15 protein-coding genes are annotated in these 16,115 nt (G+C 63.9%); 8 read left to right on the forward strand and 7 right to left on the reverse strand.

All coding sequences use genetic code 11. The annotated features are described in order from the left end of the window. Positions 1–4 precede the first annotated feature (4 nt). The 7 genes from paaC (at position 5) to VI26_RS08885 (ending at position 6,084) form a co-directional block, all read left to right on the forward strand. On the forward strand, positions 5–787 hold the full coding sequence (gene paaC / locus VI26_RS08855; RefSeq protein WP_048409376.1) for a 1,2-phenylacetyl-CoA epoxidase subunit PaaC: 783 nt from the start codon (positions 5–7) through the stop codon (positions 785–787). After that, entirely contained in the window at positions 787–1,302 is a 516-nt protein-coding gene (paaD, locus tag VI26_RS08860) for a 1,2-phenylacetyl-CoA epoxidase subunit PaaD (RefSeq protein WP_048409377.1), read from the forward strand. The genes paaC and paaD overlap by 1 nt, the downstream gene beginning before the upstream one ends. 13 nt (positions 1,303–1,315) lie before the next feature. Continuing rightward, a complete protein-coding gene (gene paaE / locus VI26_RS08865; RefSeq protein ID WP_048409378.1) occupies positions 1,316–2,383 on the forward strand; it encodes a 1,2-phenylacetyl-CoA epoxidase subunit PaaE in 1,068 nt (355 codons plus the stop codon). Positions 2,384–2,506: 123 nt separating this feature from the next. After that, positions 2,507–3,139 carry a TetR/AcrR family transcriptional regulator gene (locus VI26_RS08870; protein ID WP_048409379.1) on the forward strand — a complete coding sequence of 211 codons (633 nt, stop codon included), beginning with the start codon at positions 2,507–2,509 and terminating at the stop codon, positions 3,137–3,139. Continuing rightward, entirely contained in the window at positions 3,108–3,881 is a 774-nt protein-coding gene (locus VI26_RS08875; protein ID WP_048409380.1) for an enoyl-CoA hydratase-related protein, read from the forward strand. The genes VI26_RS08870 and VI26_RS08875 overlap by 32 nt, the downstream gene beginning before the upstream one ends. 215 nt (positions 3,882–4,096) lie before the next feature. Then, positions 4,097–5,311, forward strand: a complete 1,215-nt coding sequence (gene pcaF, locus VI26_RS08880; protein WP_048409381.1) for a 3-oxoadipyl-CoA thiolase — start codon at positions 4,097–4,099, stop codon at positions 5,309–5,311. Beyond that, entirely contained in the window at positions 5,311–6,084 is a 774-nt protein-coding gene (locus tag VI26_RS08885; RefSeq protein WP_048409382.1) for an enoyl-CoA hydratase-related protein, read from the forward strand. Before pcaF ends, VI26_RS08885 begins: the two co-directional genes overlap by 1 nt. Before the next feature lie 226 nt (positions 6,085–6,310). Here the strand turns inward: VI26_RS08885 and VI26_RS08890 are convergent, their stop codons facing one another. From VI26_RS08890 to arsC, 5 genes are all read right to left on the reverse strand, one after another. After that, positions 6,311–7,843, reverse strand: a complete 1,533-nt coding sequence (locus tag VI26_RS08890; protein WP_048409383.1) for a DHA2 family efflux MFS transporter permease subunit — start codon at positions 7,841–7,843, stop codon at positions 6,311–6,313. A 12-nt stretch (positions 7,844–7,855) separates the two neighbouring features. After that, positions 7,856–9,016 (reverse strand): EmrA/EmrK family multidrug efflux transporter periplasmic adaptor subunit, encoded by a 1,161-nt coding sequence (locus tag VI26_RS08895; RefSeq protein WP_048409384.1) that lies wholly within the window; start codon positions 9,014–9,016, stop codon positions 7,856–7,858. A 12-nt stretch (positions 9,017–9,028) separates the two neighbouring features. Then, positions 9,029–10,435: an efflux transporter outer membrane subunit gene (locus tag VI26_RS08900; protein WP_048409385.1), complete on the reverse strand. Its 1,407-nt coding sequence runs from the start codon at positions 10,433–10,435 to the stop codon at positions 9,029–9,031. Between the two features lie 109 nt (positions 10,436–10,544). Next, positions 10,545–11,045, reverse strand: a complete 501-nt coding sequence (locus VI26_RS08905; protein ID WP_048409386.1) for a MarR family transcriptional regulator — start codon at positions 11,043–11,045, stop codon at positions 10,545–10,547. Positions 11,046–11,181: 136 nt separating this feature from the next. Then, positions 11,182–11,529 carry an arsenate reductase (glutaredoxin) gene (gene arsC, locus VI26_RS08910; protein ID WP_048409387.1) on the reverse strand — a complete coding sequence of 116 codons (348 nt, stop codon included), beginning with the start codon at positions 11,527–11,529 and terminating at the stop codon, positions 11,182–11,184. 189 nt (positions 11,530–11,718) lie between these two features. Between arsC and VI26_RS08915 the strand changes: the two genes are divergently transcribed. Continuing rightward, complete coding sequence (locus VI26_RS08915) at positions 11,719–12,915, forward strand: multidrug effflux MFS transporter (protein ID WP_048409388.1); 1,197 nt, start codon at positions 11,719–11,721, stop codon at positions 12,913–12,915. Here the strand turns inward: VI26_RS08915 and VI26_RS08920 are convergent. Both VI26_RS08920 and VI26_RS08925 read right to left on the reverse strand, forming a co-directional pair. After that, positions 12,912–14,099 (reverse strand): Wzz/FepE/Etk N-terminal domain-containing protein, encoded by a 1,188-nt coding sequence (locus VI26_RS08920; RefSeq protein WP_048409389.1) that lies wholly within the window; start codon positions 14,097–14,099, stop codon positions 12,912–12,914. The two genes, VI26_RS08915 and VI26_RS08920, sit on opposite strands and share 4 nt — an antisense overlap. 34 nt (positions 14,100–14,133) lie before the next feature. Beyond that, on the reverse strand, positions 14,134–16,113 hold the full coding sequence (locus VI26_RS08925) for an SLBB domain-containing protein (protein WP_231580984.1): 1,980 nt from the start codon (positions 16,111–16,113) through the stop codon (positions 14,134–14,136). Positions 16,114–16,115: the final 2 nt, after the last annotated feature.

The raw sequence follows: 16,115 nt of genomic DNA on the forward strand, positions 1-16,115 counted from the left end.
GCGCATGCGCGTGCAAGCGGAGACGCCGGCAACGGCGGAGGTGAGCCAGGATTTGATCGAGTACGCATTGCGGCTGGGCGACAGCGCATTGCTGCTGGGCCAACGTCTGGGTGAATGGTGCGGCCACGCGCCGGAACTGGAGGACGATATCGCGCTGAGCAATATCGCGCTGGACCTGATAGGCCAGGCGCGGCTGTTGCTGGGCCTGGCCGGCGAATGGGAGGGGCGCGGCCGCGACGAGGACGCGCTGGCTTTTCTGCGCGATGCGCCCGAATACCGCAACCTGACCCTGGTGGAGCTGCCTAACGGCGACTTCGGCCAGACCGTGCTGCGCATCGCCTTGTTCAGCGGCTATCAAGTGGCGCTGTGGCAGGCGCTGCGCAGCGGCGGCGAAGCGCGGCTGGCGGCGATCGCCGACAAGGCGCTGGCGGAAAGCCGCTACCACCTGCGTTACGCGGCGGAATGGGTGGTGCGGCTGGGGGACGGCACCGATGAATCGCGTCGGCGCATGCAGCAGGCGCTGGCGCATTGGTGGCCATATCTGGCCGAGATGTTCGACGACGACGCGCTGGAGCGGCGTCTTGACGGCATCGCGCCGCCAGCGCGGCAGCTGCGGGCGGCGTGGGAGGCGCTGATCCTGCCGGTGCTGGCGCAAGCCACGCTGCAGCGGCCCGAGGCCAGCGCGTACCGCTCCGGCGGCAAGCGCGGCGAGCATAGCGAATTCCTCGGGCATGTGCTGGCGGAAATGCAGTTTCTGCAGCGCGCCTATCCAGGCGGAAACTGGTGATGGCCAGGCGCGAGCTGACGGTGGCGCAGGCCTGGCGGGCGCTGGAGCGGGTGCCGGATCCGGAAGTGCCGGTGGTGTCGCTGTGCGAACTGGGCATCGTGCGCCGGGTGCGCAGGGTGGACGGCGATCTGGAGGTGACGCTGACGCCGACCTATTCCGGCTGCCCGGCCACCGAGGCGATCGCAGCCTCGGTGCGCCAGGCGCTGGGCCGGGCCGGAGAAACGCGGGTGGTCTTGCGCACGCAGCTTAGCCCGCCCTGGACCACGGATTGGATCAGTGCCGCCGGCCGCGACAAGTTACGTCGCTACGGCATCGCGCCGCCGGAACCGGGCGGCGCGGCGGAGGTCGGCGGCAAGGACTGGCAGCCCCTGCGCTTTCAGCCGGCATCGCCGGCGTGTCCACGGTGCGGCAGCCGCCGCAGCCGGCGGCTGAGCCAGTTCGGGGCCACCGCCTGCAAGGCGCTGTACCGCTGCGAAGCGTGTCTGGAGCCGTTCGAGTATTTCAAACCGATCTGAACAAGGAGGCCGGATGAGACTCGCTTTTCATCGCCTGCGCATTGTCGATGTGCGCAGGGAAACCGCCGACGCCGTGGTGCTGACCCTGGAGCCGCCAGCCGAACTGCAGTCGCAATTCCACTTTACCCAGGGCCAACACCTGGTGTTTCGGGAGCATATCGACGGCGCCGAGGTGCGCCGCTCCTATTCGCTGTGCGGCGACGCCGACGAGGACGGTTTGCGGGTGGCGGTGAAGAAAGTGGACGGCGGCGTGTTTTCCAGCCATGTCCACCAATGCTGGCTGCCGGGGCGCTGGGTGGAGGCGATGCCGCCGACGGGGCGTTTTTTCACGCCGCTGGCGGAGGCGCAGCGCAAGCATTATCTGGGCATCGCCGCCGGCAGCGGCATCACGCCCTTGTTGTCCCTGATCAAGACCACGCTGCGGCGCGAATCGCACAGCCGCTTTACTTTGTTTTACGGCAATCGGCGGCGGCAGGACATTCTGTTCGCCGAGGAACTGGCGGCGCTGAAGTCCAGCTATCCGGCGCGGCTGGCGGTGCATCATTTCCTGAGTCGCGAGGCGCAACAGCCCGAGCTGTTTCATGGCCGGCTGGACCGGACGCGGCTGCAGCGGGCGTTGGCGGCGCTGCTGCCGCGAGGCCTGGTCGATGAAGCCTTCGTCTGCGGGCCCAACGATATGATAGATCAGGCCTGCGCCTGTCTGGAGATCGCCGGCCTGGCCGCGTCCCGTATCCATTGCGAGCGCTTCGGCGAACCCGTGCGCGGCGCGGCGCCGTCACCGGCGCGGGAGGAGGAGAACCCGGCGGCCAGCGTCACGGTGATCATCGACGGCCAGCAGCGGCAGCTGGCGCTGCGTGCCGGCGAGCGCATACTCGCGGCCGCGGTCGCGGCCGGGGTCGACCTACCTTACTCTTGCCAAGGTGGGGTATGCTGCACCTGCCGAGCCAAGGTGCTGTCCGGCGCGGTGTCCATGGACAAGAATTTCGCCCTGGAACCCGCCGAGGTGGAACAAGGCTTCGTGCTCGCCTGTCAGGCGCGGCCACGAACCCAGCAAGTGGTGCTCAGTTTTGATGAGCGTTGACGGTTGCTTGCCTAGAGCCGCCGGCAAAACCCGGTTAACCCCGGTTTTGCCCGGTGGTTCGTAGTCATCGGGGAGGTTCGTTGCTGCCGCGTCTGGCCTTTTCACTCAATCTGATATGCGGATATGGCCAGAACAAAATCTCCCAATTACGAGGCGCAGCAGCAAAACATATTGGAAAACGCGGCCAGGCTGTTTGCCGAGCAGAGTTTTCCCAGTGCTTCGATAGCCCAGCTGGCTGAGTTGTGCGGCATGTCCAAGCCGCTGTTGTATCACTACTATCGCGACAAATCGCATCTGCTGTTCGATATCGCCGACACCTATGTGGATAAGCTGGTCGGCATCGTCGACGCGGCGGCGCGGCAAGGCCTGCCGGCGGACGCGCATTTGCGGCTGCTGATCGAGCGTTTCATGGAAGAGTACGCGTCCTCGCGCCATTACCACATGGTGTTGGTGCAGGATGTCAAATTCCTGGGCGAGACGGAGCGGAAGCAGGTGAAGGCCAAGCAGGCCGGGGTGGTGGCGGCGTTCGCCGAGTTGATCGCCCGCCTGCGGCCGGAGCTGCCGGCGGCGCAGGTCAAGCCGGTGACGATGACCTTGTTCGGCATGATGAACTGGACGTTTACCTGGTTCCGCGCCGATGGCGCGATAGATAGGGCGGGCATGGCGCGCATTGTCAGCCAGTTGTTTCTTCACGGCGTGTATGGATGTGGAGAGGGAACTGACCATGAGCGAGTATCTGAGGGAGCACCGCGCTGAGCGGATCTGCCATCTGGAAATTCACCGGCCGGCGCGGCACAACGCGCTGAGCGCCGAACTGATGCGGGAGCTGGAGGCCGCGCTGGACGCGGCGGACGGCGACCCCGCCATCAGCGTCATTCTGCTGTCCGGCACCGAGCAGGCCTTCGCCGCCGGCGCTGACATCGGTCGCATGGCCGAATGGGACTATCAGCAGGTCTTTCTCGACGATTACGTGAGCCGGCACTGGGAGCGCGCGCGCAGCGTGCGCAAGCCGCTGATCGCGGCGGTACGCGGCCTGGCGATAGGCGGCGGCTGCGAGCTGGCGATGATGTGCGATGTGATCATCGCCGGCGAGTCCGCCCGCTTCGGCCAACCGGAAATCAAGCTGGGCACCTTGCCCGGCATGGGCGGCACCCAGCGGCTGCCGCGCGCGATCGGCAAGGCCAAGGCGATGGAGTGGTGTCTGAGCGGCGAGCTGTACAGCGCCCGCGAGGCGGAGCAGGCCGGCCTGGTGTCGCGGGTGGTGGCCGACGCCGAAGTGCTGGCGACGGCGCAGACGCTGGCCGCGCGGATGGCCGGCTATTCACTGCCGGCGCTGCTGCTGATCAAGGAGTCCTTGAACCGCGCTTTCGAATCCAGCCTGACCGAGGGCCTGCTGTTCGAGCGGCGCGCCTTCCACGCCAGTTTCGCGCTGGATGATCGGCGGGAAGGAATGCGGGCCTTTCTCGACAAGCGGCCGCCTCGTTTCCTGCACCGCTAGGCGCGCCAGGAGCGAGGTGAAGGTTTGAGGCCTAGATGCTTCGCTCGTCGTTGTTTAAGAACCTGCCCAATGCTTAGCGAGCACGCGCGAGGCAAGGCGTCATGGCTGGGAAAGCCGCGATGGCCGAGCATGCGGAACGCCTCTGGCGTGTGACGCCTGATGAAACGCGGCAGGCGCTGAATCACTTCTTAATTTGTTCAATAAGGAGTCACACCATGCCCCATGCCTATATCTGCGATGGCATCCGCACCCCATTCGGTCGCTACGGCGGCGCGCTTTCCGGCGTGCGCGCCGACGATCTGGCGGCCTTGCCGCTCGCCGATCTGATGCGGCGTCATCCGTTGCTGGACTGGTCTTGCCTGGACGAAGTGATTCTGGGCTGCGCCAATCAGGCTGGCGAGGACAACCGCAATGTGGCGCGGATGGCGGCCTTGCTGGCCGGCCTGCCGCAATCGGTGCCGGCGCTCACCGTCAACCGCTTGTGCGCGTCCGGCCTGGACGCGGTGGGCATCGCCGCGCGCGCGATCGCCGCAGGCGAGGCCGACCTGGCGCTGGCCGGCGGCGTGGAGAGCATGTCGCGCGCGCCTTTTGTGCTGGGCAAGGCCGACGGCCCGTTCGCGCGCAATGCGCGGCTGGAAGACAGCACCATAGGCTGGCGCTTTGTCAACCCGGCCTTCCAGCGCCAGTTCGGCATCGACTCGATGCCGGAAACCGCGGAAAACGTCGCGCGCCAGTTCAATATCTCCCGCGCCGATCAGGACGCGTTCGCGTTGCGCAGCCAGCAGCGTTACGCCACGGCGCGCGAGCGCGGTTTTTTCGATGCGGAAATCCTGGCGCTGGAGCTGCCGCAGCGCAAGGGCGAGCCTCTACGGGTGGCCCAGGACGAACACCCGCGGCCGACCACCACGCTGGCGGAGCTGGCGCGGCTCAAGGGCGTGGTGGCGGACGGCTCGGTCACCGCCGGCAACGCCTCCGGCGTCAACGACGGCGCGGCGGCCTTGCTGTTGGCCAGCGGCGCTGGCATCAAGCGCCACGGCCTGCGCCCCAGGGCGCGGATTCTGGGTCAGTGCTCGGTGGGGCTGGAGCCGCGCATCATGGGCATGGGGCCGGCGCCGGCGGCGGAAAAGCTGCTGCGGCGCTTGGGCCTGAGCGTGGCGGAACTGGATGTGATCGAGTTGAACGAGGCCTTCGCCTCGCAATCGCTGGCGGTATTGCGGCAATTGGGCCTGGCCGACGATGACGCCAGGGTCAATCCCAACGGCGGCGCCATCGCGCTTGGCCATCCGCTCGGCGCTTCCGGCGCGCGGCTGGTGTTGACCGCCTTGCGCCAATTGGAGGCCAGCGGCGATAAGCTGGCCTTGTGCGCGATGTGCGTCGGCGTCGGCCAGGGGGTGGCGCTGATATTGGAACGGGTGGAGGGAGAGGGCTGATGGACGAGCTGGTGTTGTTGGAATACCCGGCTCCCGGTGTGGCGCGGCTGCGTTTGAATCGTCCGCAGGCATTGAATGCCTTGAACCTGGAGATGCGACGGCAATTGGCGCGCCATTTCCACGCGGTGGCGGAACAGCGCGACATACGGGCGGTGGTGTTGTGCGGCGCCGGGCGCGCGTTCGCCGCCGGCGCCGACCTGGCGGAGCTGGCCGATTGCGGCAGCATCGAACTGATGCAGCGCCAAGTGCATAAGCTGTGGCAGGCGATAGCCGATTGCCCCCAGCCGGTGATCGCGGCGGTGGCGGGCTATGCGCTGGGCGGCGGCTGCGAATTGGCGATGCACGCCGACATCATCGTCGCCGCGGAATCGGCGCAGTTTGGGCAGCCGGAAGTCAAAGTGGGCGTGATGCCGGGCGCTGGCGGCACCCAGCGCTTGCTGCGCGCGGTGGGAAAGTTCCGCGCGCTGAAGCTGCTGCTGACCGGCGAGCGCATCGGCGCGGCTGAGGCGCTGGCGATGGGCTTGGTCAGCGAGGTGGCGGCGGACGAGGCGCTGGAGACGCGGGCGCTGGAACTGGCGATGCAGATCGCGGCCTTGCCGCCGCTGGCGGTGGCGCAGATCAAGGAGGTGGTGCTGGCCGGCGCCGACGCGCCGTTGGCGACGGCGCTGATGCTGGAGCGCAAGGCATACCAGCTGCTGTTTTCATCGCGGGATCAGCAGGAAGGAATGCGGGCGTTTCTGGACAAGCGCGCGGCGGTGTTCCGCGGCGAATAAAAAAATCGGGCGGCAATGATCTTGCCGCCCGGTCCACTTGACTTGCTTAGAACCTGTTCAAAGTCTGCTGCGCTTCGGCGATACGGCGTTGAAACCAAGCTCAAAATGCTCATGTACCACTTGTACATTCCGCTTTTTCGCTCGTTTTCGCCTTGTCTCGCTCTTGCTCGCGAGACTTTGAACAGACTCTTAGAACCTGTTTACGATCCGCATCGTAAACAGGTTCTCAATGCGCGCCGCTATCGCCGCCAGCAGCGGTGAACGGCGGCTTGGCGAACCACACCAGGCCGATCAGCAGCACGAACAACACGCCGGACAGCCAGAAAATCTCATTGGCCGCCATGATGTAGCCCTGCTTGGTGATTTGCAGCGAGGTCAGCGCCGCCTGCTGTCCGGAGGATAGGCCGGCCATGTCCAGCAGCCGGAACCAGGCGTTGGACGCCTGATCGTAGAGGCTGACATGCTCGGTCAGGCGCGCGTGGTGCATCGCCTCGCGACGGTCCCACATCGTGGTGGTGATCGAGGTGCCTATGCTGCCGGCCAGAATCCGCAGGAAGTTGGACAGGCTGGACGCGCTGGCGATCTGGCTGGGATGCAGGCCGGACAGGGTGATCGTGGTCAGCGGCATGAAGAAGCAGGCCACGCCTATGCCTTGCACCACCTGCGGCCACACCACGTAGGCGAAGTCCATCTGTGGGTTGAAGGTGCTGCGCCAGAAGAAGCAGATCGCGTACACGCTGAAGCTCACCGTCACCACCCAGCGCATGTCCAGCCGCTGCGCGTACTTGCCGATGATGGGCGACAGCACCACCGGGATCAGCCCGATGGGGGCCGCGGCCAGGCCGGCCCAGGTGGCGGTATAGCCCATCTGGGTCTGCAGCATCAGGGGCAGCAGCACCACGGTGCCGAAGTAGAGCATGAAGCCCAGGCTGATGGCGACGGTGCCGACGGTGAAGTTGCGCTGCTTGAACAGGCTCAGGTCGACGATGGGATGTTTCTCGCCCAGCTCCCAGATCACCAGATAGACCAGCGCCAGCACCGCGATCACCGCCAGGGTGACCACCTCGGTGGAGTTGAACCAATCCAGTTCCTTGCCGCGGTCCAGCACCATTTGCAGCGCGCCGACGCCGATCACCAGCAAGGCGAGGCCGATGCGGTCGATGGGCAGGTCCACGGTGTCGGTTTCGCGCGGCTTGAGGATGCGCCAGGAAATGAAGGCCGCCGCCAGTCCCACCGGCACGTTGATGAAGAAAATCCAGCCCCAGTGCCAGTTGTCGCTGATCACGCCGCCCAGAATCGGGCCGAACACCGGCGCGACGATCACCGTCATCGCCCATAGCGCCAGTGCCATGCCTTTCTTCTCCGGCGGGTAGCAGGACAACAGCAGGCTTTGCGACAGCGGAATCATCGGGCCGGCCACCGCGCCTTGCAGCACGCGGAAGAAAATCAGCATTTCCAGGCTATTGGACATGCCGCACAGCCAGGAGGTGAGCACGAACAGCAGGGTGGAGGCGGTGAACAGCTTCACCTCGCCCAGGCGCTTGGCCAGCCAGCCGGTCAGCGGCACCGCGATGGCGTTGGCCACCCCGAAGGAGGTGATCACCCAGGTGCCCTGGCTGGTGGCGGCGCCGAGGTTGCCCGAGATGGTGGGCAAGGCCACGTTGGCGATGGTGGTGTCCAGCACTTGCATGAACACCGACATCGACAGCGCCAGCGTGATCCAGACCAGCTTGGAGCCGGTCAATGGTGGATGATTCATGGTCCGGCCTCCTTATTCGGCCTTGCCTTCACCCGCGTTGGCCGCCAGCAGCGTCCGCACCAGTTCATCGGCCTGTTTCAGGTCCGGCAACTGGCCGGAGACATCCTGATGGGCGACGAAGGGCTGGGCTTCCGCCACCGCCTTGCCATCCTTGCTGGAGGTGTCCACCACCACGTCCATGGACAGGCCGACACGCAGCGGATGCGATTGCAGGTCTTTCGGGTCCAGCTGGATGCGCACCGGCACGCGTTGCACCACCTTGATCCAGTTGCCGGTGGCGTTCTGCGCCGGCAGCAGCGAGAAAGCGCTGCCGGTGCCGGCGGACAGGCCGACCACTTTGCCGTGGTAGACGATCTTGCCGCCGTAGAGGTCGGACTTCAGTTCCACCGGCTGGCCGATGCGGATCTTGGCCAGTTGGCCTTCCTTGAAGTTGGCGTCCACCCATAGGTTCTGCAGCGGAATCACCGACATCAGCGGGGTGCCGGCGGCCAGGCGCTGGCCAACCTGTACATTGCGGCGGGCGACGGCGCCGTCCAGCGGCGCCTTGATCTCGGTGCGCTGCAACGCGAGCCAGGCTTCCTTCAGCCGGCTGGCGGCGGATTTGACCGCCGGCTGCTGCGCCAGCGCGTCCTTGCCCAGCAGCGCGGCGCTGGCTTTCTGCTGTTCGCGCGCGGCCTCCAGCGCGGCCTTGGCTGTGGCGACGGCGTCATTGGCGTGGCCCAGCTCTTCCGCCGACAGCGCATCGGTGCCGGCTAGCTGCTTGCGGCGCTTCAGGTCGGCATCGGCGCGGGCCAGCTCGGTTTCGCGCAGGGTGACCTGGGCCGCCAGTTGCTGGGTATTGCTCATCAATTGGCGCGTTTGACGCACGGCTTGAGCGAACTCATTGCGGGCGCGGTCGAAGTTCAGCTGCGCGTCGTTCTTGTCCAGGCTAACCAGCAGTTGGCCGGCCTTGACGTGCTGGGTGTCGTCCACCAGCACTTTGGCGACGGTGCCGCCCACTTCCGGGGTGACTTGCACCAGGTGGCCGCTGACATAGGCGTCGTCGGTGCTTTCCTCGTGGCTGAGCACCAGCGCCCAGTAAGCGCCGTAAGCGATGGCGATGGCGGCGAACAAGGTGGTGGCGACAATCAGATTGCGCTTGCGGCCTTGCGCGGTTTTGGTTTTCTTATCCATGACGATGGTGTCCTAGTGGGTGGCGGGGGCAGCGGTGAAGCCGCCACCCAGTGCGGTGTTCAGCGAGGTCCAGGCCAGTTTGCGGCCGGCTTCGGCGTCGATGCGCGCGGATTGTTGCGCCAGCGCGCTGTCCTGAGCGTCCAGCAGGTTCAGCTTGTTGATGATGCCGGCCTTGAAGCGGGCGCCGGCGGAGTCCGCCGCGCGCAGGCTGCTGTCCTGTGCTTGATGCGCCTGTTCCAGTTGCTTGCCGCTTTGCTGCCAGCCGCTGACGGCGTCGGCGGCGTCGCGCAGCGCGTCCAGCACGGTCTGGTTGTAGCTGAGCACAGCCATGTCATAGCTGGCCCGTTGCTTGCCCAGATTGGCCTGGATCGCGCCGGAGTGGAAAATTGGCAGGCTGATCGCCGGCATGAAGCCCCAGAACGAGGAATCACCATTCATCAGCTTGTTGAATTCCAGCGAAGTCTGGCCGGCGAAGGCGGTCAGCTTGATATTGGGATAGAACTCGGCGCGCGCGGCCTTGACCGCGCCGGCCATGGCTTCCACTCGCGCGCGTTGGGCGGCGATGTCCGGGCGCTTGCCCAACAGATCGGCGTTCAGGCCATCGGCATCCATGGCAGGCACCGTCAGCGCCTTGCCCGGCTGCAGATCGCGCAAGGCGTCCGGGCCTTGGCCGGTCAGCGCCGCCAGCGCGTGGCGGGCGCGGTCGCTGTCTTGCGCCAGCGCGCTTTGCTGCTGACGCAGGCGGTGCAGCGAGACTTCATTGCCGCGCTGATTGTCGCCTGGCAGCAAGCCGGCGTTGATGCGGGCCTGGGTCAGCGTCTGGCGGCTTTCCGCCAGCTGGATGCGCTTGGCCAGCACCGCGCTTTGCGCCTGCAGCCGCTGCAATTGGGTGTATTGGGCGATGACGGCCTGGGTCAGCGTCAACCGGGTTTGCGCGCCCTCGAAGGCGATCGCGGTCTGCTGGCCGACGGCCTCGTCGATCTGGCCACGGTGCTTGCCCCAGAAGTCGAACTCCCAACTGCCCATCAGCATCGCGGTATAGGCGTTGACGTAGTCGCGCGAGATCGGCGCCGGGAACTCGTAATTCAGCTGGGTCATATTGGCGCTGAAGTCGAGTTTGGGGCCGCTATTGCCTTCGACAATACCGACGGCGGCGCGCGCCTGGCGCAGCCTGGCCTCGGCCAGCTTCAGCGACGGCGCGTCTTGCAAGGCGCTGGCCACCAACTGGTTCAAAGCGGCGTCATTCAACTGGGTCCACCAGTCGCTGGCGAGCTGTCCGCCCTGCTTGTTGGCCAGGCGCAGTTGCTCGGCATTGAGCTGGCTGGCCGGGACGCTGTCGGGGCCGAAGCTCGCGCAGCCGCCCAATAGGGCGCTGAGCAGCAGGGCGCTGACGCCGTGCTGCCATTGAGTCTTTTTCACCTTGAGGGTCTCCCCGTGTTCACTTGCTTTATTAGCAATTGATGAAGTGATTGATGATGTGATAGTCACTTAAGTTATTATTGGGACGAAAAAAACCGCGTATGCGGCCTTAACCGCCCAGGCTGCAGAGCAGCTTGCGCAATAGGCGTTCGAACTCTTGTTTTTCCGCGGCGTCGAAATCGGCCCACAGCTCGCGGTGGCATTCTCGGGAGATGGGTAGCAGCGATTCCACGAGTTGAACGCCGCCCGGTGTCAGCTCCAGCAGAATCTTGCGCCGATCTTCCGCGCTGGGCGAACGCGCGGCCCAGCCGTTTTTGACGAGTTCGTCGGCAATGCGCGTGGCGTTGGTGCGTGATGAATCCAGCGTATCGCTGATTTCAGACGGGTAGAGCGCCTGCTGCGGACAGGCGTACAGCGCCAGCAGGGCCATCCATACCGTTTCGTTGAGGCCGTGCTGCTTGAGCTTGTCGCACAGGTGAGCGGACAGGCGCGGCAGGATGTGGTACAGCAAGCGCGCCAGAATCACCTCCTGGCGCGGCACTCCTGGAAAACGCGCTTCGATCCGATTGACCGCCTGCTCTAGCGTTTGAAAAGACTTGGTTGGATTCATGAACGCTATTTTAGTAACTTAGGTTACTATTCCGCAAGTGATAATTTAGAAGGAGATGGGACGGTTGCGTTGAAAGCCGATGTGGCGGAAATAAATATGCCCAGCCGGAGGGGCTGGGCGCGGGTGGGAATGCCGGCTAGTCCAGCAACTGCAGCACGCGTTCCGGCGGCCGTCCCACCACGGCGCGCTCGCCGCGGACGGCGATGGGGCGCTCAATCAGCTTGGGATTGTCCACCATCGCGGTAATCAGGTGTCTGGGTTCCAGTGTGATGTCGTCCAGATAGAGTTCGGCGTACTCCTCCTCTTTCTGGCGCATCAGGTCGCGCGGTTCCATGTTCAGCAGCGCCAGCAGGCGCTCCAGCTCTTCATAGCTGGGCGGGTGTTTCAGGTACTCGACGACTTCGACTTCCGCGCCGGCGTTTTCCAGCAGGCTGAGCGCCTCCCTGGATTTGGAGCAGCGCGGATTATGGTAGAGGCGGATCATGGTATCTCCTTGTTATGGCTTTGCGCGGAGCGAATTGATCGTGGCACGAAATCGCGATTGGCGCCAGCGTGCGTGGCGGCTTATGGCTAGCACAATATGCACCGATGGCGTTTAATTTGAATCAGTCTTGTTTGGCAAGTTCCGGCCCAACCGTTACCATGCATTGACTCTCATTGTTATTTATTCGCCATGCACGCCTCCACACGCAGCCACTTCGGGCTGGCAATCCTATTGGCGGCCCTGTCCACGCTGGGGCCGTTTTCGATCGACACCTTCTTGCCGGCGATGAGCGCGATCGGGCAGAGCCTGGCGGTCACGCCGCTGCAGATGCAGCAGGCGCTGACGGTATATCTATTGTCTTACGCGGTGATGATGCTGTGGCATGGCTCCATCTCGGACGCGGTGGGCCGCCGTCCGGTGGTGCTGGTCACCACCTTGCTGTTCAGTCTGGCGTCAATAGGCTGCGCGTTGGCGGACAGCCTGGGCCAGCTGTTGCTGTTCCGCGCGCTGCAAGGCTTCTGCGGCGGTGCCGGCCTGGTGGTGGGGCGGGCCATCATCCGCGACAAGCTGGACGGCGCCGACGCTCAGCGGCTGATGTCGCAAGTGACGATGTTGTTTTCCCTGTCACCGGCGATCGCGCCGGTGGTGGGCGGCTGGCTGTTCGGCGCCTTTGGCTGGCATTCCATCTTCGTGTTCATGGCGTTGATCGGTCTGGCGCTGTTCCTGATGAGCTGGTTCGCCTTGCCGGAAACCCATCATGAATCGGCGCGCCAGCCCTTGAAGATCAAATACCTGCTGGCCAACTACTGGCAGGTGGGGCGCAAACGCGAGTTTCAACTGCTGACTGCGGCGGTGTCTTTCAATTTCGCCGGCTTTTTCCTTTACATACCATCGGCGCCGGTATTCCTGATGCAGCACTTGCACCTGGGGCCGGGGCAGTTCTTGTGGATGTTCGGCCCGGCGGTATCCGGCATCATGTTCGGCGCCTATCTGTCCGGCAAGATGGCGGGACGCGTGGAGCAGAAGGACATCGTGTCGCGCGGCTATGCGGTGATGTTCATCGCCGCCGGCTGGAACCTGTTGTACAACCTGCTAGCCCCGACCGCGGCGATGCCGTGGGCGGTGCTGCCGCTGGCGCTGTACACCACTGGCATGTCGATCGCCGCGCCGTCCATCACCCTGAACCTGATGGACCAGTTTCCGTCCTTGCGCGGCACCGCCTCGTCGCTGCAAGGCTTCTTCCAGACCATGATGTCCAGCGTGGTGGCCGGCCTGATCGCGCCGCTGGTCTGGGGTAGCCCGCTGAGCCTGGCGGCCTGCATGATGGTCATGCTGGTGCTGGGCTTCGTGTTCCGGATGGGGTATAGGCGGCGGGTGACGCGCTAGCGCTCTTTCAACACCCAGTTCAACTCATGCAGGCGGCCGGACTGTTGCGCGATCCGGAAACGTTCGCGCAGCAGGGCCAGCGCGATGCCGAGCACCAAGCCGCTGAATAGTCCCGTGGCGGTGATCAAAGAGCGAATTGGCTTGCTCCTGAGTTCGGGTATTGCCGCGCTGTCCAGTATCTGGATTTGAGAGGAATCCTTGGCTTCGTCGATTCTGGCCAGTTCATATTGTTTGGCCAGCAGTTCGAAAATCGTCTCCTGGTACTTTACCTCGCGCAGCCGTCTCAGGTATTCCAGCCCAGATTGCGGCATTTTGCCGGTGGGCACCATCACGTCGCCGGCGATTTCAGCTCCGTTTTCCAGTTTGGCCAATTGCGTTTTCAAACCGGCCAGTTCCTGCCGGCTGCGTTGATAGAGCGGGTTCTGTTCTGTGGCGTAGCTGCGCAGGGCCTCTAATTGCACTTCCTTGGCGGCAATGCTGGCTTTCAGCTGGGTGACGGTGTTCATAATGGCCTGCACCTGACCATCCGGCTGAATCATGCCGGTGCGCTCCTGAGTCTGGCGCAGCGCGGTTTCCGCGGCGGTCAATTGCTCCTTGGTCTGCTTTAGCTGGGTCTCGAAAAACAGCCGGCGTTTGGCCGCGTCGGTGACCGCTAGGGATTGATTGAGCCGGATCAATTGGGCGATATAGCCATTGGCCAGAGCCGCGGCGAATTGGGGGTCCTTGTCTTCCACGTTGATGCTGATCAAGCCGTCCTTGCCGCTGCTGATGGCGCTGGCGCTTTGCAAGGCTTTTCTGGTTTCGTCCATCGTTTCCGTGGCGTAGCGCTGTTTCAATTTGAACTGCTGAATCAAATTGTCCGCCACCGTGCGGCTTTGCAGCAGGCCGATATAGAGTTCGCCCGGATTTTTGAGGCCGGCAATGCCTCCGGCTGCGCCGGCCAGCCCACCCAGTTGGCCCAGCAGCATATTCATGCTCGAGTTTTGCGGCTGGGGCGGCAGGATCTTGGCGGTGGCGGTATACAACGGCGGTAGCGTCAGGCTCAGGATCAAGGCGCCGCTGCCCAGCGCGATAACGCTGCCGATGACCCAGCGCCTGTGTTTCAGCGAGGTTTTCAGCACGGTGATGAGATCAATGTCATCGGAAGGTACGGTTTGAGCTTCTGCCTTGTCGTGTGTGGACATGTCTGAATCCCGAGTTAAGTGATGAAGCCTTGTCTTATTTCAAGACTTTCAAGCCGGCGGCACCCAGCCCGAACTGATAGAGAATCGAAGTCCATTCCTTTAGCGATTGAGTCCAGCTGCTGACAACGAGCTCGTCGGGAACGACGATGGTGTCGCCCGGATTGATGCGCTTGCCGCCCAGGCTGTTGAACCAGCCCGCATTATTATTGCTGGCCACGGTGCCATCGGCGCGGATCACATAGGTCGCGGACTTGTCGCCGGTCTGGCTGATGCCGCCGGCCAGGTCCAGATAGTCTTTCACCGAGCGTTGCGGCCTGTAGATGAAGGCATTGCTCTGGTAAACCGAGCCCAGGACATTGACAGTGCCGGGCCGGCGCGGGATGGTGATGGAGTCGCCGTTCTGCAGGGGAAGATCGGGTAGGTCTTTGACTTGGGCGCCGCTGCCGCTCAGTTCCAGCACGACGCGCCCTTCCGCTTTGATGGTGCGCATTTTTTCCGCCAGCTTGCGCTGACGTTCGACTTCCGCGGTAATGGCCGCGACATTGTCTTTATCGGTCTGTTTGGACAGGCGCGCGGCGGAGGCCTGCTCCAGTTCCTTTTCAAAGCGATTGGCCACCTCATCCAGCTTGGCCTGTTGTTCTTTCTTGATGTTCTCGCGCTGTAAATTGGTGGCGAAGACATAGCCGTTTTCCGTGGAGCCGCCCAGGCGCATGACCAAATCGCGCAAGGTCTCGCCTTTTTGCAGCAGGAAGGTGCCGGTTTGCCTCACTTCTCCGCTGACGCGGACGTATTCGGTGTCTTGCTGGATGTTTACCGGCAGCGCATTGGGCGCGAACACCCGGAAAATATCGCTGGCCGCCAGCTTGAGTTGTCTTAGGGCGACGTTATCAAGACCGCTTTTTTCGTTGGGCGTCTGCCATTGCGATTCGAAGCGATTGTCTACGCTTTTCTCCAATTGCCAGGCCTTGCCTTCCGCCGCCGACTCCAGTCCGCCGGCCCAATGTAATAGGTCGGCGACGCTGTCGCCGTCGGCAAACTCATAGATGGCGGGGTGTTTGACGTCGCCCTGCAGGGCGACCCGTTTGCCCGTCGGCCGGATTTGAATCACGTCGCCGTCGCGCAGGGTTAGATCGCTGGACTTATCCCCATCTACCAGAATCTTGTAGAGATCAAGCTGACCGACGGCCTTGCCGTCGCGCATCAATTGGATATGACGCATTGATCCATTGTCGTTGGGGCCACCGGCGGCGAACAGCGCGTTCAGCAAGGTGCTCATCCCGCCCAGGGTATAGCTGCCGGGCGTGCGCGCATTGCCGACGACGTATACCTGCACGGCGCGGGTTTGCAGCAGGCTGGCGCTCAGATCGAAGTTGTGGAATACGCGTGAGACGCTTTTTTTCAACGTGTCTTGCAAATCCCTGAATTTCACGCCGGCCACCGCGATGGCGCCGACCCTGGGCAGATAGACCGTGCCGTTGCGTTCCACGGTCAGGGTCAGATCGATATCGACCATGCCCCAGCCCTTGACCTGGATCTGGTCGCCGGTGCCGATCACATAGTCCGGATTGACCTGGGCGGCGCCGCTGGGGGCAAAGGTTGACGGGGGGTTGTCGAACAAGTCCGCGCCAAAGACCGGCAGGATGTTGCCGGTGGCGACTTTCACGTATTCGACGAAGGGCGGTAACTTTTCTTCCTGCTGCTCATTTTGCAGCGGGTCGCGTTTGCCTGGTTTCGCGCCGGGAGGCGTCGGCAATCTGCGCTGCTGCTGCCATTGCGTTTGTGGCGTTTGCTGCGGCCATGGCTGCGGTTGAGCAAGCGGGGCCTGATTGTTGATGCTGGGTTGTCCGTACATCATGGGGTCCGGCTCATAGCTGGGCATCATGGTGCTGGAGAAATTGCCGGCGGCGTTTGCGGCCGCGTAGACGGGACTGGCGACGCACAGGGCGATAAGCAGCGGGATCATCTGGCGGCGGAGGCTTGGATAAGCAGTCATGGTCGCGAGCGGATGGGTCATGG

Source organism: Chromobacterium sp. LK1, assembly GCF_001043555.1.
GTDB lineage: Bacteria > Pseudomonadota > Gammaproteobacteria > Burkholderiales > Chromobacteriaceae > Chromobacterium > Chromobacterium aquaticum.